This window comes from Pantoea sp. Tr-811, assembly GCF_011752535.1.
Classification (GTDB): domain Bacteria; phylum Pseudomonadota; class Gammaproteobacteria; order Pseudomonadales; family Pseudomonadaceae; genus Aquipseudomonas.
The window spans coordinates 35,643-55,076 of the sequence record NZ_VWXJ01000004.1 but is presented as its reverse complement, the minus strand read 5'-3'; the positions used below and the strand labels follow the sequence as shown (position 1 = coordinate 55,076).

At 63.0% G+C, this 19,434-nt stretch carries 17 protein-coding genes; 3 read left to right on the top strand and 14 right to left on the bottom strand.

What is annotated here, in order from left to right; translation table 11 throughout:
- Positions 1–50: 50 nt before the first annotated feature.
- Both dnaG and rpsU read right to left on the bottom strand, forming a co-directional pair.
- Positions 51–2,033 carry a DNA primase gene (dnaG, locus tag F3J44_RS07335; protein ID WP_167066499.1) on the bottom strand — a complete coding sequence of 661 codons (1,983 nt, stop codon included), beginning with the start codon at positions 2,031–2,033 and terminating at the stop codon, positions 51–53.
- Between the two features lie 285 nt (positions 2,034–2,318).
- A complete protein-coding gene (gene rpsU, locus F3J44_RS07330; protein ID WP_003255575.1) occupies positions 2,319–2,534 on the bottom strand; it encodes a 30S ribosomal protein S21 in 216 nt (71 codons plus the stop codon).
- 205 nt (positions 2,535–2,739) lie between these two features.
- On the opposite strand from rpsU, the gene tsaD reads away from it, so the two are divergent.
- Positions 2,740–3,765, top strand: a complete 1,026-nt coding sequence (tsaD, locus tag F3J44_RS07325; protein WP_167066502.1) for a tRNA (adenosine(37)-N6)-threonylcarbamoyltransferase complex transferase subunit TsaD — start codon at positions 2,740–2,742, stop codon at positions 3,763–3,765.
- Positions 3,766–3,773: 8 nt separating this feature from the next.
- On the opposite strand, the gene plsY is transcribed toward tsaD, so the two are convergent.
- A complete protein-coding gene (gene plsY, locus F3J44_RS07320) occupies positions 3,774–4,343 on the bottom strand; it encodes a glycerol-3-phosphate 1-O-acyltransferase PlsY (RefSeq protein ID WP_167066505.1) in 570 nt (189 codons plus the stop codon).
- Positions 4,344–4,426: 83 nt separating this feature from the next.
- Between plsY and folB the strand changes: the two genes are divergently transcribed.
- Both folB and folK read left to right on the top strand, forming a co-directional pair.
- The gene (gene folB / locus F3J44_RS07315) at positions 4,427–4,774 is read left to right on the top strand and encodes a dihydroneopterin aldolase (protein WP_370526720.1); all 348 of its coding nucleotides are present in this window, start codon (positions 4,427–4,429) and stop codon (positions 4,772–4,774) included.
- Entirely contained in the window at positions 4,765–5,274 is a 510-nt protein-coding gene (gene folK, locus F3J44_RS07310; protein ID WP_167066511.1) for a 2-amino-4-hydroxy-6-hydroxymethyldihydropteridine diphosphokinase, read from the top strand. The genes folB and folK overlap by 10 nt, the downstream gene beginning before the upstream one ends.
- 100 nt (positions 5,275–5,374) lie before the next feature.
- Here folK and cca read toward each other — a convergent pair whose 3' ends face one another.
- From cca to F3J44_RS07255, 11 genes are all read right to left on the bottom strand, one after another.
- A complete protein-coding gene (cca, locus tag F3J44_RS07305; protein ID WP_167271446.1) occupies positions 5,375–6,469 on the bottom strand; it encodes a multifunctional CCA tRNA nucleotidyl transferase/2'3'-cyclic phosphodiesterase/2'nucleotidase/phosphatase in 1,095 nt (364 codons plus the stop codon).
- Positions 6,470–6,530: 61 nt separating this feature from the next.
- A complete protein-coding gene (locus F3J44_RS07300) occupies positions 6,531–8,099 on the bottom strand; it encodes a SpoVR family protein (protein WP_167066517.1) in 1,569 nt (522 codons plus the stop codon).
- Entirely contained in the window at positions 8,096–9,367 is a 1,272-nt protein-coding gene (locus F3J44_RS07295) for a YeaH/YhbH family protein (RefSeq protein WP_167066519.1), read from the bottom strand. Before F3J44_RS07295 ends, F3J44_RS07300 begins: the two co-directional genes overlap by 4 nt.
- A gap of 141 nt (positions 9,368–9,508) precedes the next feature.
- The gene (locus F3J44_RS07290; protein ID WP_167066522.1) at positions 9,509–11,431 is read right to left on the bottom strand and encodes a PrkA family serine protein kinase; all 1,923 of its coding nucleotides are present in this window, start codon (positions 11,429–11,431) and stop codon (positions 9,509–9,511) included.
- A 283-nt stretch (positions 11,432–11,714) separates the two neighbouring features.
- Positions 11,715–12,044 (bottom strand): thiosulfate sulfurtransferase GlpE, encoded by a 330-nt coding sequence (gene glpE, locus F3J44_RS07285; RefSeq protein WP_167066525.1) that lies wholly within the window; start codon positions 12,042–12,044, stop codon positions 11,715–11,717.
- 15 nt (positions 12,045–12,059) lie between these two features.
- Positions 12,060–12,926 carry a symmetrical bis(5'-nucleosyl)-tetraphosphatase gene (locus F3J44_RS07280; protein ID WP_167066528.1) on the bottom strand — a complete coding sequence of 289 codons (867 nt, stop codon included), beginning with the start codon at positions 12,924–12,926 and terminating at the stop codon, positions 12,060–12,062.
- Positions 12,926–13,306: a Co2+/Mg2+ efflux protein ApaG gene (gene apaG, locus F3J44_RS07275; protein ID WP_167066531.1), complete on the bottom strand. Its 381-nt coding sequence runs from the start codon at positions 13,304–13,306 to the stop codon at positions 12,926–12,928. The genes F3J44_RS07280 and apaG overlap by 1 nt, the downstream gene beginning before the upstream one ends.
- A 156-nt stretch (positions 13,307–13,462) precedes the next feature.
- Positions 13,463–14,263 (bottom strand): 16S rRNA (adenine(1518)-N(6)/adenine(1519)-N(6))-dimethyltransferase RsmA, encoded by an 801-nt coding sequence (rsmA, locus tag F3J44_RS07270; RefSeq protein ID WP_167271444.1) that lies wholly within the window; start codon positions 14,261–14,263, stop codon positions 13,463–13,465.
- Positions 14,260–15,249: a 4-hydroxythreonine-4-phosphate dehydrogenase PdxA gene (gene pdxA / locus F3J44_RS07265; protein WP_167271442.1), complete on the bottom strand. Its 990-nt coding sequence runs from the start codon at positions 15,247–15,249 to the stop codon at positions 14,260–14,262. Before pdxA ends, rsmA begins: the two co-directional genes overlap by 4 nt.
- Complete coding sequence (surA, locus tag F3J44_RS07260; protein ID WP_167066541.1) at positions 15,246–16,565, bottom strand: peptidylprolyl isomerase SurA; 1,320 nt, start codon at positions 16,563–16,565, stop codon at positions 15,246–15,248. The genes pdxA and surA overlap by 4 nt, the downstream gene beginning before the upstream one ends.
- Positions 16,546–19,383, bottom strand: a complete 2,838-nt coding sequence (locus F3J44_RS07255; protein WP_167271440.1) for an LPS-assembly protein LptD — start codon at positions 19,381–19,383, stop codon at positions 16,546–16,548. The genes surA and F3J44_RS07255 overlap by 20 nt, the downstream gene beginning before the upstream one ends.
- Positions 19,384–19,434: the final 51 nt, after the last annotated feature.

The window sequence follows — 19,434 nt, the reverse complement described above, 5'->3', positions numbered from 1 at the left end:
AGGTCTTGGCGGGCAAAAAACAAGCCGAGGATTATACCCGAGCATGGGCCTCACGCGCCAGATGAGGTCGGCGTTTGTGCGGGAACATTCCGGCTCAGCAGGGCGAGGAGCTGGGTTTTTTCCTCGCTGGTCAATTCGCTTTGACGTGATTTCCTGAGCAGTTGTTCCAGGCTGCGCTCGCGTTGGCGGGCGGACAAGCTAGTTATAGTGTCGAAAAATTGTTGTTCAAGGCTGTCGGCCACGATCAACCATTCCTTTTCCGCCAGGGCCCGCAGCAGGCGGCCCTGTTCGGTGCCGTGCCAGCGTGCGATCAACTGCATTGAGCTTAGCCCAGGATTTTTCTGCGCGGCTTCAATCAGTGCTACCAGCAGCTGGCTGTACAGGTGTTCTTCGTCGGCGAAGTGGCTGGCGTCCTCGACTTTGCCCGCCAGCAGCGGGTGATGCAGCAGGGTGCGCAGGGCCGCCAGGGTCGGCGGCTCGACGGGCGCCGGCACCCGGGGCGGTGCCTCGTCGCGTTGCTGCCACGGTTTGCCGCCCTTGCGGTTCTTGTCCCAGGGCTTGTCGCTCCAGGGCTTCTTGCCGCCCCCTTTGTTCGGCTTCCACTCCTGTTCCTGGTGAACAGGGGCGTAATCGTGCTGCGGCACGTCGCCGTAGTCGGGGGTGAAGCTGGCCATGGCATCGTAGTCATAGCCTGGGTCGTAGTCCGGCACGCTGCTCGGCGCCGGGGCCTGTTGCGCCAGTTGCTCGACCTGCTGGGTGTCCAGGCCGGTGATTTCCTTGAGGCGGTTGCGCATCAGCTGGCGCAGATTGGCGCCGGGAATCTTTTCGATCAACGGTGCGGCCAGGGTTGCCATGTGCGCCTTGCCTTCGAGCGAGCGCGGGTCGGCCTCGGCGCTCAGTTGCTCGAAGAAGTAGTCGGCCAGCGGTTGGGCGTGCTGGTTGATGCGGGCCTTGAAGGCATCGGTGCCCTCGGCGCGCACCAGGCTGTCGGGGTCTTCGCCTTCGGGCAGGAACAGAAAGCGCGCGCGGCGCCCGTCCTGCAGGGCAGGCAAGGTCGACTCCAGGGCGCGCCAGGCCGCCTTGCGCCCGGCCTGGTCACCGTCGAAGCAGAACAACACGCTGGGCACCACGCGGAACAGGCGCTTGAGGTGTTCTTCGCTGGTGGCGGTGCCCAGGGTGGCCACGGCGTTGCGCAGGCCTTGCTGGGCCAGGGCGATGACGTCCATGTAGCCTTCGACGACGATGATCTCGTCGAGGTTGCGGTTGTGCTTGCGCGCCTCGTACAGCCCGTAGAGCTCCTGGCCCTTGTGGAACACCGGGGTTTCCGGGGAGTTCAGGTACTTGGGCTTGTCGTCGCCGAGTACCCGGCCACCGAAGGCGATGATGCGGCCGCGGCTGTCGCGGATCGGGAACATCACCCGGTCGCGGAAACGGTCGTAGCGCTTGCCGCTCTCGGCGTTCTCGATCAACAGGCCGGCGTCGATCATCACCTTCTGCTGCAGGGTGTCGGCGCCCAGGTGCTTGAGCAGGTTGTCCCAGCCAGGCGGCGCGAAGCCCAGGCCGAAGTCGCGGGCGATCTCGCCCGACAGGCCGCGGCCCTTGAGGTAATCCACCGCCGCCTTGCGGGTCGGGTGGTTGCGCAGGGCCTGGCGGTAGAACTCCGAGGCAGCGTCCAGCAGCGGGTACAGGGGCGAGTCGGTGGGCTGGCGCGGCTTGTGGTCGCGGCGGCCTTGCTCGCGGGGTACTTCCATGCCGGCGGCGCGGGCCAGTTCCTCAACGGCCTGGGGGAAGTCCAGGTTGTCGTGGTCCATGACGAAGCCAAGGGCGTTGCCACCAGCCCCGCAGCCGAAGCAGTAGTAGAACTGCTTGTCGGGGCTGACCGTGAAGGAGGGGGTTTTCTCCTTGTGGAACGGGCAACAGGCCGAGTAGTTCTTGCCGGTTTTTTTCAGCTGGACGCGCGAACTCACCACGTCGACGATGTCGAGGCGGTTGATCAGGTCGTCGATGAAGCTTTGGGGAATCAGCCCGGCCATGGCAGTCTCGTCATCTGGCAACTGGCAAGTCTAATCGCTAACGCGCCGAAGAGGGGCGAATGCTGATAGGGGAAGTGCGAGGGAGTGTGTGCTCGTCGGTAGCCGCAAGGGCTCGTCAGTCAGGACGTGCACGCCTGGCCGTAGCCAGCTCTGACGTTGTGAAACATGCCCGCTGCAGGTTGCGAAGGGCGCCTTGAGCTAGCTGCCCAAGGTTTGAAGCAAACCGCTGCCATTGGCCCGGCATTGAGCCGGGCTGGGCAGAAGCTCTTGCGTAGAACGCCTGTATTAGTACAGACGAACGGCGCGGCGCTGTTCGCGCTGAACTTTCTTGGCGTGACGCTTAACAGCAGCAGCTGCTTTGCGCTTACGCTCGGCGGTCGGCTTCTCGTAAAACTCGCGGCTACGAACTTCAGCCAGTACACCGGCTTTTTCGCAGGAGCGCTTGAAACGACGCAGAGCTACGTCGAAGGGTTCGTTCTCTTTAACTTTGACGGCTGGCATCCAGGGCTACCTTAATTCATTACCGGGGTAGACGTGCTCCTGGCAAAACAAAAGGTGTGCTGGAGAACGTCGGTTTTCAAGGGTTGCGGATGTTAACCCTTAGTACGCCGGAATGCAAAGCCTCTGATCGAAAACCGCTGGTCGGCACCCGGCACGGGGACTATCATGCGCGGCTTCGAATTCAGCCCCCACAAGGGACGAGCCCATGCTAGTACTGGGATTGGAAACATCCTGCGACGAAACCGGCGTCGCATTATACGACAGTGAGCGCGGTTTGTTGGCCGACGCGCTGTTCAGCCAGATCGACCTGCACCGTGTGTTCGGCGGGGTGGTGCCCGAGCTTGCCTCGCGCGACCACGTCAAGCGCATGCTGCCGCTGATCCGCCAGGTGTTGGCCGAGGCCGACTGCGTGGCCACCGAGATCGACGCCATCGCCTACACCGCGGGCCCCGGCCTGGTCGGTGCGCTGCTGGTGGGGGCCTCGTGCGCCCAGGCCCTGGCCTTTGCCTGGGACATTCCGGCGGTTGGCGTGCACCATATGGAAGGCCACCTGCTGGCACCGATGCTGGAGGAAAATCCGCCGGAATTTCCGTTCGTCGCCTTGTTGGTGTCCGGCGGCCACACCCAGTTGGTGCGGGTCGATGGCATTGGCCGCTACGAGCTGCTGGGCGAGAGCCTGGACGACGCGGCCGGCGAGGCGTTCGACAAGACCGCCAAGCTGATCGGCCTGAATTACCCAGGTGGCCCGGAAATCGCCCGCCTGGCCGAACAGGGCGTGCCCGGGCGCTTCGTGTTCCCGCGGCCGATGACCGATCGCCCAGGGCTTGAGTTCAGCTTCAGTGGCCTCAAGACCTTCGCCCTGAACACCTGGCAGCAGTGCAAGAATGCCGGTGACGACAGCGAGCAAACCCGTTGCGACCTGTCCCTGGCATTCCAGCAGGCAGTGGTGGAGACTCTGACCATCAAGTGCAAGCGTGCGCTGAAGCAAACCGGCCTCAAGCGCCTGGTGATCGCCGGTGGCGTGAGCGCCAACAAGGCGCTGCGTGCGTCGCTGGAAGACATGCTGGCCAGTATCAAGGGCAATGTGTACTACGCGCGCCCCCAGTTCTGCACCGACAACGGCGCGATGATCGCCTATGCCGGCTGCCAGCGCCTGTTGGCCGGGCAGCAGCAGGACCTGGCGATCAGCGTGCAGGCACGCTGGCCGATGGAGCAGTTGCCGCCGGTGTGAAGGGCGCGTCAGAAGTGCCGTTCGCGCCCGGCGAACAGGTCGCGCAGGTTGTTGCGGTGGCGCCAGACGATCATGACCGTGAGCACGGCGATCGGCAGCAGCGCCTCCGGCTCGCGCCAGGCCAGCAGTGGCAGGGTCAGCGGCGTGGCAACCAGCGCTGCCAGCGAGCTGGTGCGGGTGAGGTAGAAGGTCAGCAGCCAGGCGCCGATGGCCAGCAGTGCGGCCGGGAAGTACAGGCCCATGAGCATGCCTGCGGCAGTGGCGACGCCCTTGCCGCCTTTGAAGCGAAAGTACAGCGGGAACAGGTGGCCAAGCACCGCGCACACCCCGACCCAGGCCTGCTCCTGCAGGCCCAGGCCGGCAGCGCGGGCCAGCAGTACCGGCAACAAGCCCTTGCACAGGTCGCCCAGCAGGGTCAGGATCGCCAGTCTACGGCCCGCCAGGCGAAGCATGTTGGTGGCGCCGGCATTGCCCGAACCGCAGGAACGCGGGTCTGGGCTGCCCGACAGGCGGCTTAGGACGATGGCGAAGGACAGCGAGCCGAGCAGGTAGGCGAGCAGCGCCAATAACCAAAACATGCTAACTATTCCGGGCGAGGACGCCCTGATTCTAACGGCGCCCGTCGCCCTTGTCGTGCTGTGGAGAGAAGTGCTTGGACAGAGTGTTCATCGAAGGCCTGGAAGTCGATACCGTCATCGGTGCCTATGACTGGGAGCGGGATATTCGCCAGTGCCTGCGCCTGGACCTGAGTTTCGCCTGGGACAACCGCCCGGCGGCGGCGGATGACGACCTGGGCAAGGCGCTGGACTACGCCAGTGTCACGGCACGCATCCAGGCCTTTGCCGAACAAGCGCGCTTCGAGCTGGTGGAAACCTTCGCCGAGCGCCTGGTCGCGACGTTGATGGAAGAATTCCACATCCCGTGGGTGCGGCTCAAGCTGACCAAGCCGGGTGCGATCCCGGCGGCCCGCGGCGGTGTTGGCGTGGAGATCGAGCGCGGATGTCTCTGAGCACGGTTTACCTGGGGCTGGGCAGCAACATCGACCGCCACCGGCACCTGGGTGCCGGGCTCGATGCCCTGGCGGCCATTCTTACGGATATGCGCTGTTCCCCGGCCTTCGAAAGCCAGGCGGTGGGGATCAAGAGCGGGCCGTTCATCAACTTCGTGGTGACTGGCAAGACCGAACTGCCACTGTTGGAGCTGGACCGCCGGCTCAAGTTCATCGAGGCCGACAATGGCCGCTATGCCCCGGACCGCAAGGGCTTGCCGCTGGATATCGATGTGCTGATGTATGACCAGCTGCATGGCACGTTCGATGGGCTGGTGCTGCCCAGGGCGGAAATCCTGAAGAATGCGTTCGTGCTGTGGCCGTTGTCGTTGCTTGCGCCGGAGCTGGTTCACCCTGGGGCGGGGAAAAGCATGGCGCAGTTGTGGCAGGAGGCGCAGATCGACCAGGTGCTGGCACCGGTTGCCTTCGAGTGGCGGGGGTTGCAGCTGACCCAGGTGTAAGCCTGTGGCGGCCCTTTCGCGGGGCAAGCCCGCTCCTACAGGGCCCGCGTGTATGCGGGCCTTGTAGGAGCGGGCTTGCCCCGCGAAGAGGCCGGTAGGGTCAACCGCGCGCGTAAGCCTCAAGCGCTTTAAGCCGCTCAGCTTTAAGCGCCTCACCCAAACCTCGCCCGCTCAGCCCCGCTGCCACCAGCGGCTTCACGTCCACAGCCCGAACCGCTGCCACCGCCCCGCGCAAATAATCGGCCTGTGGATAACCCTCAGGCGCTGCCATTTCACACGCAGCAATAAAATCCTCAAACCGTTGCGGGCGCCGATAAACGTCGAATTTCTGCAGCATTTCCAGCAGGTTCGAAGGCGTTAGCTGCAGCGCGTCATCGGCATGCCCGGCAAATTCCCCTACCAGCACGGCCAATTCCTGGCATTCACGCGGTGCCTTGAAGCGCTGGTTGAGCGCCTTGATCTCTGCAGGGCCAAGCCCACGCAACAAGCACGCCCAACGCACCGCCAGGGGCTGCTGGTGCTGCGCCGCCCGGTGCAGCGCTGGCAGGGTGTCCGGGCCGCGCTCCAGTTCCGGCATCAACTGCACCAGGGCACCACAGGCGCGCAGCACTTCAATGAACACCTGCGGCTGGCTTTCCATCAGCGCCCGTTCTATCTCCTTCCAGCTGCGCTCTGCAGTCAAGGCCTGCAGCTCGCCCGACTCGGCAATCTGGCGCATCAGTGCCAGGGTTGGCTCGGCAACCTGGAAGCCCAGCGGTGCGTAACGCGCGGCAAAGCGGGCGACGCGCAGCACGCGCAAAGGGTCTTCGGCAAACGCTGGGGACACATGGCGCAGCAGGCGCTGTTCAAGGTCAGCCTGGCCACCGTAGGGGTCGTACACGGTTCCCTGCTCATCCTCGGCCATGGCATTGATGGTGAGGTCGCGGCGAATCAGGTCTTCTTCCAGGGTTACGTCGGGGCTGGCGTGGAAGGTAAATCCGCCATAGCCACGGCCGCTCTTGCGCTCAGTGCGGGCCAGGGCATATTCCTCACCCGTCTTCGGGTGCAGGAAAACCGGAAAATCAGCGCCCACGGGCCGAAAACCCTGGGCGTGCATGGCTTCGACCGTGGCGCCAACCACCAGCCAGTCGATATCGCTGACCGGGCGCCCGAGCAGGCGGTCACGTACCGCGCCGCCAACTTTGTAGATGTGCATGTGCAGCCTCCATTACTGCCCACAGGATACCCTGTCGGCAGTAATGGTGGGGCGTGGAAGGTCAGAGGTGGTGGATGACGGCCAGGTCCATGCGGCCATAATCACCGCTGTCGCCATGCTCCCCGCGCGGTGGCATATGGTGGGTTTTCATCACCTGGTCGCCTTGCACGGTTTCCAGGTGAATATCGAAGCCCCACAGGCGGTGCAGGTGCTTGAGCACTTCCTCGGTGGAGTCGCCCAGCGGTTTGCGGTTGTGCTGCTGGTGGCGCAGGGTCAGCGAGCGGTCGCCGCGGCGGTCGATGCTCCAGATCTGCACGTTGGGTTCACGGTTGCCCAGGTTGTACTGGGCCGCCAGTTGCTCGCGGATGATCCGGTAACCTGCCTCATCGTGGATCGCCGGGACCAGCAGGTCATCGCGCTGGTCGTCGTCGAGGATGCTGAACAGCTTCAGGTCGCGCATCACTTTGGGCGACAGGTACTGCAGGATGAAGCTCTCGTCCTTGAAGCTGCTCATGGCGAACTTCAGGGTAGACAGCCAGTCACTGCCGGCAATGTCGGGGAACCAGCGGCGATCCTCCTCCGTTGGGTTCTCGCACATGCGGCGGATGTCGGTGTACATGGCAAAGCCCAGCGCGTAGGGGTTGATGCCGCTGTAGTAGGGGCTGTCGAAGCCTGGCTGGAACACCACGCTGGTGTGCGACTGCAGGAACTCCATCATGAAGCCTTCGGTGATAAGGCCTTCGTCATACAGGTCGTTCATCAGGGTGTAGTGCCAGAAGGTCGCCCAGCCCTCGTTCATCACCTGGGTCTGGCGCTGCGGGTAGAAATACTGGGCGATCTTGCGCACGATGCGCACCACCTCGCGCTGCCAGGGTTCGAGCAGCGGGGCGTTTTTCTCGATGAAGTAGAGGATGTTTTCCTGCGGTTCGGAAGGGAAGCGCGCATCGTCTCGCTCGCCACCTTTTTCGGCGCTCTTGGGAATGGTGCGCCACAGGTCGTTGATCTGCCGCTGCAGGTGCTCCTCACGGTCTTTTTGCCGGCGGCGTTCTTCCTCGGCAGAGATGGGGTAGGGGCGCTTGTAGCGGTCGACACCGTAGTTCATCAGCGCATGGCAGGAGTCGATCAGGTCTTCCACCGCATCGATGCCATGGCGTTCCTCGCACTGGGCGATGTACTGCTTGGCAAACACCAGGTAGTCGATGATCGAGGTGGCGTCCGTCCAGGTGCGGAACAGGTAGTTGCCCTTGAAGAAGCTATTGTGGCCGTAGCAGGCATGGGCGATCACCAGTGCCTGCATGCACATGGTGTTTTCTTCCATGAGGTAGGCGATGCACGGGTCGGAGTTGATCACGATCTCGTAGGCCAGGCCCATCTGGCCCCGGCTGTAGGACTTCTCGGTGCTGAGGAATTGCTTGCCGTAGGACCAATGGTGATAACCCAGCGGCATGCCGACGGAGGCGTAGGCGTCCATCATCTGCTCGGCGGTGATCACCTCGATCTGGTTGGGGTAGGTGTCCAGGGCGTAGCGTTCGGCCAGGCGGCTGATTTCCCGGTCGTACGTCTGGATCAGCTCGAACGTCCACTCGGACCCGGTGGAAATGGGTTGGCGTCTCTGTGCTCTGGCGGTCATGTGGCTAACCTGCGCTGGAAGAGTTCACGGAAGACCGGGTAGATATCGCCGGCCGAAACCAACTGCTGCTGGGCGAATGTGTCGGGGAAAGCCTCGCCGATTCGCTCGTACTCGTACCACAGCGCCTGGTGCTCACGCGGGGTGATCTCGACGTAAGTGTAGTACTGCACGTGGGGCATGATCTGCTTGGAGAGGATCTCGCGGCAGATGGGCGAGTCGTCGTTCCAGTTGTCGCCGTCGGAGGCCTGGGCGGCGTAGATGTTCCAGTCGGCGGCTGGGTAACGTTCGGCCATGATTTCCTGCATCATTTTCAGCGCGCTGGAAACGATGGTGCCGCCGGTTTCCCGGGAATAGAAGAATTCTTCCTCGTCGACTTCACGGGCGCTGGTGTGGTGGCGGATGAACACCACCTCGATGCGGTCGTAATTACGCTTGAGGAACAGGTACAGCAGGATGAAGAAGCGCTTGGCGATGTCCTTGGTGGCCTGGGTCATCGAGCCGGACACGTCCATCAGGCAGAACATCACCGCCTTGGAGCTGGGGTTGGGCTGCTTGACCAGCAGGTTGTACTTGAGGTCGAAGGTGTCGAGGAAGGGCAGGCGGTTGATGCGTGCCTTGAGCCGTTCGATCTCTTGCTCGACTTCCTGGATATCGGTGAAGTTGTCCGGCTCCTCGACCTTTAGCCGGGCCAGCTCCTTCTGCGCTTCGCGCAGCAGGGCGCGGCTGCTGCCGGTCAGGGCAATACGCCGGGCATGGGCCGAACGCAGGGTGCGAACGATGTTGATGCGCGACGGGTTGCCTTCGTTGGCGATACCGGCACGTACGGTTTTGAAGGTGTCGGCGCCGGTCAGGTGGCGCTTGACCAGGTTGGGCAGTTCGAGGTCTTCGAACATGAATTCGAGGAATTCTTCCTGGGTGATCTGGAAGACGAAATCGTCCATGCCCTCGCCGGAATTGCCGGCCTTGCCGCGGCCACTGCCGCCGCCACCGCCCTGGGGCCTGGGGATATGTTCGCCGGCGGTGAATTCCTTGTTGCCGGGGTGCACGATGGTTTGCTTGCCGCCACGACCGTGGTGCAGCACCGGTTCGTCGATGTCGCGCCCCGGAATGCTGATCTGTTCGCCGTGTTCCATGTCCATGATGGAGCGGCGGCTCACGGCCTCTTCGACGGCCTTCTTGATATGTTCACGGTAACGCCGCAGGAAGCGCTGGCGGTTGACCGTGCTCTTGTTCTTGCCGTTCAGGCGTCGGTCGATAACGTAGCTCATGGTCCCTCCGGTGACTGGATGCAGCTGCAAGCCACAAGCTTCAAGCTGCAAGAATGAGCAGCCACCGCTGCCGCAAGCCCTGGCGCGGGCGGCAATGCCCACGCCAGGCCGCTTGCAGCTTGCGGCTTTTCGCTTGCCGCTTTATTGCGACTTCCTGACCCGCAGGTACCATTCCGACAGCAGGCGCACCTGTTTGTCGGTGTAGCCACGCTCCACCATCCGCGTGACGAAGTCGTTGTGCTTCTGTTGGTCCTCCTTGCTGGCCTTGGCGTTGAAGCTGATGACCGGCAGCAGGTCCTCGGTGTTGGAGAACATTTTCTTCTCGATCACCACCCGCAGCTTCTCGTAGCTGAGCCAGCTCGGGTTCTTGCCATTGTTGTTGGCACGGGCACGCAGCACGAAGTTGACGATCTCGTTGCGGAAGTCCTTCGGATTGCTGATGCCTGCCGGCTTCTCGATCTTCTCCAGTTCCTCGTTGAGGGCGATGCGGTTGAGGATTTCGCCGGTTTCCGGGTCGCGGTATTCCTGGTCCTGAATCCAGAAGTCGGCGTACAGCACATAGCGGTCGAAGATGTTCTGGCCGTATTCGCTGTAGGACTCCAGGTAGGCCGTCTGGATTTCCTTGCCGATGAACTCGATGTAGCGCGGCGCCAGGTACTCTTTGAGGTAGCGCAGGTAGCGCTCGCGCACTTCGGCCGGGAACTGCTCCTGCTCGATCTGCTGTTCCAGCACATACAGCAGGTGCACCGGGTTGGCAGCCACTTCGTGAGGGTCGAAGTTGAACACCTTGGAAAGGATCTTGAAGGCGAAGCGCGTCGACAGGCCGTTCATGCCTTCGTCCACGCCCGCGGCGTCACGGTACTCCTGGATCGACTTGGCTTTGGGGTCGGTGTCCTTGAGGTTTTCGCCGTCGTACACCCGCATTTTCGAGTAGATGTTCGAGTTTTCCGGCTCTTTGAGGCGCGAGAGCACGGTGAACTGGGCAAGCATCTTCAGGGTGTCGGGGGCGCAATGGGCCTTGGCCAGCGAGCTGTTGATCAACAGCTTGTCGTAGATCTTGATCTCGTCGCTGACGCGCAGGCAGTACGGCACCTTGACGATGTAGATCCGGTCGATGAAGGCCTCGTTGTTCTTGTTGTTGCGGAAGGTGTGCCACTCCGATTCGTTGGAGTGGGCCAGCAGGATACCGGTGTAGGGAATGGCGCCAAGGCCTTCGGTGCTGTTGTAGTTGCCTTCCTGGGTGGCGGTGAGCAAGGGGTGCAGGACCTTGATCGGCGCCTTGAACATTTCGACGAATTCCATCAGGCCCTGGTTGGCCCGGCACAGTGCGCCCGAATAGCTGTAGGCATCGGCGTCGTTCTGTGGGAATTCTTCGAGCTTGCGAATATCCACCTTGCCGACCAGGGCAGAGATGTCCTGGTTGTTTTCATCGCCAGGTTCGGTCTTGGCGATGGCAACTTGGTTAAGGATCGAGGGGTACAGCTTCACCACCCGGAACTTGCTGATGTCGCCGCCGAACTCTTGCAGGCGCTTGGTGGCCCAGGGCGACATGATGGTGTTCAGGTAGCGCCGCGAAATGCCGTATTCCTCTTCGAGGATGGCGCCGTCTTCGGTGGCATTGAAAAGCCCCAGGGGCGATTCGAACACCGGCGAACCCTTGATCGCGTAGAAGGGCACTTTTTCCATCAGTTGCTTGAGCTTTTCGGCCAGCGACGATTTACCGCCACCGACGGGGCCCAGCAGGTAGAGGATCTGTTTCTTCTCTTCCAGGCCTTGGGCGGCATGGCGGAAGTACGAGACGATCTGGTCGATGCACTCTTCCATGCCATGGAAGTCGGCAAAGGCCGGATACCGGCGAATCACCTTGTTGGAGAAAATTCGCGACAGCCTGGAGTTGGTAGAGGTGTCGATCAGCTCCGGCTCGCCGATGGCCAGCAACAGCCGTTCAGCCGCGGATGCGTAAGCACTGCGATCCTCTTTGCACAGCTCGAGGTACTCCTGCAGCGAGAGTTCTTCCTGACGCGTGGACTCGAAGCGTTGTTGGAAGTGGCTAAAAATACTCATGACGTCACCTCGCTCGATACGTGGAGACGACGCCGGATCAGTCAGCTGATGCTGGCATGCAACCGGGTTCGCCGATTGCTGTATACCCCCCAGAACACCCTGAAACGCTACCGATGACCCGCACGCCGGTGTACCGGCTCTCCCCTTTTTTTGGATGGCCTGCGCTTAAGAATAGTTGGTTATCTGCAAGGTCAAGGGCAAGCGGCGCAGAAGTTGCCTGCTACCGTTCGTCAGGTGAGGCGCGAGCCCGCGTAGGGCGCGGGCTGCAGTAAAAATGAAAAAATTATTCGGCGCTGCCCTGGGCGGTTTCGGCCGGGTAGGTGGCGCGCCACAGCTCGAAGCCGCCGTCGACGCTGTACACATCGGAGAAGCCCTGGCCCACCAGATAGGCGGCGGCGCTCTGGCTGGAATTGCCGTGGTAGCAGACCACCAGGGTGGGCGCATCGAGGTCGGCGTTACGGATGAAGTCGGCGACCGAATGGTTGTCCAGGTGCTTGGCACCGGTGATGTGGCCGGCGGCGTAGGCTTGCGGGTCGCGAATATCGACGACTACCGCACCTTGCGCGCGCAGGGCCAGGGCCTGCTCGGGAGGGATGCGTTTGAATTCGCTCATGGCGAGGGCTTTCCTTCAGGGGTGATCGTTCAGTGTAGTGGGTTGTGCCGGCGGGCGGACATGGCCGTCGTCGGTGCAGTCGCAGTGGTGGTACTCGCCGCTGTCGACGTTGTACAGGGTCATCGCGCCGCCCCACACGCAACCGGTGTCCAGGGCGATGATGCCGGGTTCGTCGACCTTGCCCTGCAGCGCGGCCCAGTGGCCGAAGATGATCTTCACATGGCGCGAGCGGCGGTCCTTGTGGGCGTACCAGGGCTTGTAGCCCTTGGGGGCGGTGCCCAGGCCTTCCTTGCTCTTGAGGTCGAGCTTGCCCTCGGCGGTGCAGAAGCGCATGCGCGTGAGGTAGTTGGTGATGACCCGCAGGCGCTCCACGCCAGCCAGGTGCTTGCTCCACTTGTTCGGCTCGTTGCCGTACATGCCGTCCAGGTAGGGTTGCAGGCGGTTGTCGTCGCGCAGCACCTGCTCGACCTCGGCGGCCAGCTCCAGGGCCTGGCCAAGTGTCCATTGCGGTGGGATGCCGGCATGGACCAGGGCGATGCCGCGGGGCTCGTCGTAGTGCAGCAGCTTTTGCTGGCGTAGCCAGTCGAACAGCTGGTGGGCGTCGGGGGCTTCGATGATCTCGCGCAGGGTGTCGCTTTTCTTCAGGCGCTCGACGTTATGCCAGGCGGCCAGCAGGTGCAGGTCGTGGTTGCCCAGCACGCACACCAGCGACTGACGGATCGAATACAGGTAACGCAGGGTTTCCAGTGATTCAGGGCCGCGGTTGACCAGGTCACCAACCAGCCACAGGCGGTCGACCGCCGGGTTGAAACCCACCCGCGCCAGCAGGCACTTGAGCGGCTGCAGGCAGCCCTGCAGGTCGCCGACGGCGTAGGTGGCCATCAGTGCAGGGCCCCGGGGACCGCCAGGCGGAAGGGGGCGATCTCGGCGTCGAAGCGTTTGCCGTCTTCGGCGAACATCTGGTAGCTGCCCTGCATGGTGCCAACGCGGGTGCTGATGACGGCACCGCTGCTGTAGGTGTGGCTGGCGCCGGGCTCGATGGTCGGCTGTTGGCCAACCACGCCGGCGCCGCGCACTTCCTCGACCTCGCCGTCACCGTTGGTGATCAGCCAGTGGCGCGACAGCAGCTTGGCCGTGACCGAGCCGCTGTTTTGCACGGTGATGGTGTAGGCGAACGCGAAACGACTGTTTTCGGGGTCGGATTGGTCTTTGAGGTAGCGGGTGACGACGGTGACGTCGATTTGATAGCGGGGGTCGGACATGCAAGGGCCTTGGGCGAGCTGACGCAATAATGCAGTCTAGGCCATTGGCGGGGGGGAGGGCCAGCGGTGTGGGGGGTGGGGGAATGTGGGGGCGGTGGTGGGGGCTTCGCGGGGCAAGCCCGCTCCTACAGGAAGCGGGGTTGCCGGGCGGAGGAATCAGGCTTGCTGATTGGCCAGCTGGTCGGCCAGGAGCACGAAGGCGGCCAGGTCGAGCTGTTCGGGGCGCAGGCTGCCATCAACGCCGGCGGCCTCGATGGCGGCGCTGTCGAGCAGGCCTTTGAGGGTGTTGCGCAGGGTCTTGCGGCGCTGGTTGAACGCTTCGCGCACCACTTGCTCCAGCAACCGGGCGTCCTTGGCTGGGTGCGGCAGCACCTCATGGGGCACCAGGCGCACGATGGCCGAGTCAACCTTCGGCGGCGGGTTGAACGCCCCAGGGCCGACGTTGAACAGGTGCTCCACGCGGCAGTGGTACTGCACCATGATCGACAACCGGCCCCAGTCACCACCGCCTGGCCCTGCGGCCATGCGCTCGACCACTTCCTTTTGCAGCATGAAGTGCATGTCGCGGATCAGCCCGGCGTGGCTGAGCAGGTGGAAAATCAGCGGGGTGGAGATGTTGTAGGGCAGGTTGCCGACCACTTTCAGGCTGCGCGGCGGTACGCCCAGCTGGTTGAAGTCGAACTTCAGGGCATCGCCCTGGTGCAGGCGGAAGTTACCGCGCCCGGCGAACTTGTGCTGCAGGATCGGCACCAGGTCCTTGTCCAGCTCCACCACATCCAGCTGTGCGCCGCTGCCCAGCAGGCCTTCGGTCAGGGCACCTTGGCCCGGGCCGATTTCCAGCAGGTGTTCGCCGGCCTTGGCGTTGATGGCACGCAGGATGCGGTCGATGATGCCGGCGTCGTGCAGGAAGTTCTGGCCGAAGCGCTTGCGCGCCCGGTGTTGGTATTGCTCGTTCATGGTCGTGTCTCGGCCATCTGGTAGGCGGTTTCCAGGGCGACGCGCAGGCTGCCGGTGTCGACCTTGCCGCTGCCGGCCAGGTCCAGGGCGGTGCCGTGGTCAACCGACGTGCGGATGATCGGCAGGCCCAGGGTCACGTTCACTGCAGCGCCAAAGCCTTTGTACTTGAGTACGGGCAGGCCCTGGTCGTGGTACATCGCCAGCACCGCGTCGCAGTGCTCCAGATATTTGGGGGTAAACAGGGTATCGGCCGGCAGTGGGCCGCGCAGGTCCATGCCTTCGGTACGCAGGCGTTCCAGCGTCGGCTCGATGATGTCGATTTCTTCGCGGCCAAGGTGGCCGCCTTCCCCGGCATGCGGGTTGAGGCCACACACCAGGATCCGCGGGTTGTCGATGCCGAACTTGTCACGCATGTCGGCATGCAGGATGCGGGTGACCCGCTCCAGGCGTTCAGCGGTGATGGCGTCGGCAACGTCGCGCAGCGGCAAGTGCGTGGTCACCAGGGCCACGCGCAGGCCATGGGTTGCCAGCATCATCACCACCTGGGCGGTGTGGGTCAGTTCGGCGAGAAATTCGGTATGGCCGGAGAAGGCGATACCGCTTTCATTGATCACGCCCTTGTGTACCGGGGCGGTGATCATCCCGGCGAAGTCCCCGTCCAGGCAGCCTTGGCCTGCGCGGGTCAGGGTGTGCAGCACGAACGCGGCGTTGGCCTTGTTCAGCTGGCCCGGCACCACGGCGGCGGCCAATGGCGTATCCCAGACGTACAGGCTGCCAGCGGCAGCAGGCTGGTCGGGCCATTGGCCCGGTGCTACCGGCAGCAGGGTGACGGCCAGCCCCAGCTGGGTGGCCCGCTCGGCGAGCAGGTCACGGCTGGTGATGGCGATCAGGGGATGGGGCTGGGCGTCGGCGGCGAGCAGCAGGCACAGGTCGGGGCCTATGCCGGCTGGCTCGCCGGGGGTGACGGCGAAGCGCAGGGGCTTCACTGTGCGGCCTGGTCAGCGCCAGGCAGCTTGATTTCAACGTAGGCTTCGTCGCGGATCTGGCGCAGCCAGGTCTGCAGCTCTTCGTCGTACTTGCGGTTACGCAGCACGCTCAGGGCTTGTTGCTCACGCGCCTGCTCGGTGCTGTCGGTGGCGCGACGGCCCAGCACTTCAAGGATGTGCCAGCCGAACTGGGTTTTGAACGGTTTGGTCACCACGCCTTGTTGGGCATTGGCCATTTGCTCGCGGAATTCCGGCACCAGGCTGTTCGGGTCAACCCAGTTGAGGTCGCCGCCGTTCAGCGCCGAACCTGGGTCTTCCGAGAAGCTTTTCGCCAGTTCAGCGAAGTCTTCGCCGTTCTGGATGCGGTCGTACAGGCGCTCGGCCAATTGCTTGGTGGCCGCTTCGCTGCGGATTTCGCTTGGCTTGATCAGGATATGGCGCACGTGCACTTCGTCACGCAGCACGTTCTCGCCGCCACCGCGCTTCTCCTCAAGCTTGAGGATGATGAAGCCGTTGGGGATGCGGATTGGCTGGGTGATGTCGCCGGTGGCCATGCTGCTGAGCATCTTGGCGAAGTCCGGTGGCAGTTGGCCGGCTTTACGCCAGCCCATCTCGCCGCCTTCCAGGGCGTTCTCGCTGGCGGAGCGGGCGATGGCCATCTGGCCGAAGTCCGCGCCTTGCTTGAGCTGCTGGTAGACGTCGCCAACCTGGCGGGCAGCGGCCTGGATGGCTTCGGAGTTGGCGCCTTCCGGGGTTGGGATGAGGATGTTGGCCAGGCGGTACTCTTCCGACATCTGCATCTTGCCCAAGTCGGAGTTGAGGAAGTTCTTCACTTCCTGCTCCGACACCTGGATGCGTTCGGCCACGCGACGCTGGCGCACGCGGCTGATGATCATCTCGCGCTTGACCTGCTCGCGGGCGTCATCGAACGACAGGCCGTCATGGGCCAGGGCAGCGCGGAACTGCTCCAACGACATGCCATTGCGCTGGGCAATGGTGCCGATGGCCTGGTTCAGCTCCTCGTCGGTGATGCGGATGCCCGAGCGTTCGCCAATCTGCAGTTGCAGGTTCTCGACGATCAGGCGTTCAAGTACTTGCTGCTCCAGGGCGCTGGTCGGCGGTACGCCGCCGCCGCGCTTGGCGATGGTTTGCTGCACTTCGTGGACCCGTTGGTCCAGTTGGCTTTGCATGACCACGTCGTTATCGACGATGGCCACCACGCGGTCCAGGGGTTGTACCGCGGCATGCACCGCGCCACTCAGCAATGCAGCGCCCAGCAACACTGGGCGCAGTCGATCAATAAGCTTGGTCTTCACGTTGACGATAACCTTGAATGCCTTGGTCGAGGAACGATTCCACCTTGTTGCCCACTACGCCGCCGAGGCCTTTCAGGACGATCTGCAGGAAGATGCCGTGGTCGCCTTTTTCGTTGGCTGGAGTGGCCTGGCTGAAGTCGTCGTAGTCGACCCAGTAACGGTTGATCAGGCGCAGTTTCCAGCAGCAGTTGTCGTACTCGAAACCGCCCATGGCTTCCAGGGTGCGGTTGCGGTTGTAGTCGTGCTGCCAGCGGGCGATCACGCTCCATTGCGGCACGACCGGCCAGATGACCGAGAAGTCGTGCTGCTGGATCTTGTAGTAATCCTTGATGTAGTTCGCAGTGCCCGGCGTACCGTAGTCGCCGCCGCCCACTTTCCAGGTACCGGTGGTGGAGTCGTAGGCGATGGTGTCGTTGCGGTAGCGATAACCGAGGTTGACCACCTTGTTCGGGTTGTCTTCAGGCTGGTAGTGGAACATCGCGCTGCCCGAGCGGGTGCTGCGGCTGTCCGGGTCCCAGTTGAAGTCCGAATTGAAGCGCCAGTCGCGGTTGAAGTAGTAGTTGTACACCAGCGCGTAAGGCGAAACATCGGACTGCGAGTCTTTGCGAGTGCGGTAGTCGATGCCTGGCAGCTGGACCTTGCGGTCCTTGAAGTAGTACGCCTGGCCGATGCTGAAGTTCTGCCGCTCGAAGCCGTTGTCCTCGATCCAGCGGGTGGTCACGCCCAGCGACAGCTTGTTCTCGTCGCCGATGCGGTCGGTGCCGCTGAAGCGGTTGTCGCGGAACAGCGAATCGTAGCTGAACAGGGTTTCACCCGAGTCGAACAGCGGAATGTCCGTCTGGTCCTTGTATGGGACGTAGAGGTAGAACAGGCGCGGTTCGAGGGTCTGGCGGTAGTTGGTGCCGAACAGCGACGTGTTGCGGTCGAAGTACAGGCCGCTGTCGACGCTGAAGATCGGGACGTCGCGGTTCTGGGTGCTCGAGAAATCGCCTTGTACAGCAAGTCCTTCCGCGTCGAGCCCGGCAATGTCGCTTTTCCCTTTACTGTCCAGATCGAGGTCGTAATGGGTGTACATGTACTTAAGCTTCGGCGTGATATAGCCGTAGCTGGCGGTCATCGGCAGGCTGATAGCCGGAGCCACGTTGAGACGGGTACCGTTGGCGCGTTGGATGCCGAAGATGTTTTCATCCAGCCGGCGACCTCCGAGAATATTCCCCAAGGAGTCTGTAACAACGCCAGCAGTAGTGTCCGGATTGCCGTCCTTGTCGAAGACAAGATCATCCTTCAGATCACGATCAAAGCGCACGGCCTCGGTCTGGTAGCTGAAGTCGAATCCACCTGGATGGTACGGCAGCATGCCGTCGAAGGTGATCTGCGGCAGCCTGTTGTACGGAGTGATCTGCGACAAGGTCGCCATCTCGTACGCCTGCGCATTCAGGCGCGCAGTATAGGTATCACCACGCCAGGTCAGGGCACCTTGCTGGTTAACCACATCGCGGCTCTTGACGCCGATCTGGTCGGTTTCAAGGTCCTGGAAGTAGAACGGATCGCTGATGTCGGTGTAATCGACTTCAGTCATCAGGCGCTCATCCAGGCCGCCCTTGTGCTGCCAGTTGATCATCCAGCGCTGTTTTTCGTAGTCCGTCTGCTTCTTGCGGTCATCGTCCTCGTCGTTGAGGTACGCGCCGCCGAACTGGCCTTCGCTGGACTTGGTCAGGTAGCGGAACTCGCCTTCCATCAGCAGGCCGCGCTTGGTCATATAGCGCGGGTACAACGTGGCATCGTAGTTCGGTGCCAGGTTGAAGTAGTACGGCGTAACCAGCATGAAGCCGGTGTCGCTGGTGCTGCTGAACGATGGCGGCAGGAAGCCGGACTGGCGACGGTCGTCGATCGGGAAGTAGATGTACGGTGTGTAGAGCACCGGAATATCTTTGACCCGCAGGGTGACGTTGGTCGCGGTACCGAAACCGGTGGCCGGGTTCAGGGTGATGTTGTTGCCCTTGAGCTGCCAGGCGTTGCTGCCCGGTTCGCACGTGGTGTACGTACCGTCCTTGAGACGGATGATGGCGTTTTCACCACGCTTGGCGTACAGGGCGTTGCCGCGGATGTGCGACTTGTGCATCACGTATTCGGCGTTGTCGACCTGGGCTTCGCCCGTGTCGAGCTGGATCTGCGCCTCGTCGCCAACCACCAGCGAGCCGTTGTCGCGGATCTTGACGTTGCCCTTGAGCTCGCCGCGGTTTTCGGCCTGGTACAGGTTGGCCTCGTCGGCTTCGACCTGCATGCTGCCCTGGCGCATCACCACGTTACCGGCGAGGGTAGCGATCTGCTGCTCCTGCTGGTACTTGGACACCTTGGCATTGATGTAGGTCGGCGACTCGTCCTTGGGCGTGGTGTCTGCCATGCCTGGGCGGGTTGGCTCGATGTACGCGCCACCGCAATACGGGCCGGTTTCGGCCAGCTGGGCAGCGGTGAGCTTTTCACGCGGTACCCAGTCCAGGTGGCTGTAGTCGGCGCTGCGCGCTTTCAGGCCACGGCCCTTGGCCTCGGTAACCAGCACGGGCTTGTCGGCGCTCTCGGCCTCGGCCGCAGGGGCTTCGGTGCCGGACGTGAGCGCAGCGCCCTCGTGCACCGGGCGCGGAGGCAGGTTGTTGACGGGGGCCTTGGGCTTGCAGTCCCAGCCACCGGAGGCGGACACTTGGCAGTCGAACTGCTCGGCTGCCACCACGTACGAGGTGGCAAGAGGTTGCAGGGCCAGCAGACCGCCGGTCACCAGCAACGGAAACTTTCTACGAAACGCGGGGGATTTCAATGCCATCTTATTAGTCCGGGCTTCCTGCGTGCCATCTGCCCGCGTGTGGGGGCCGCA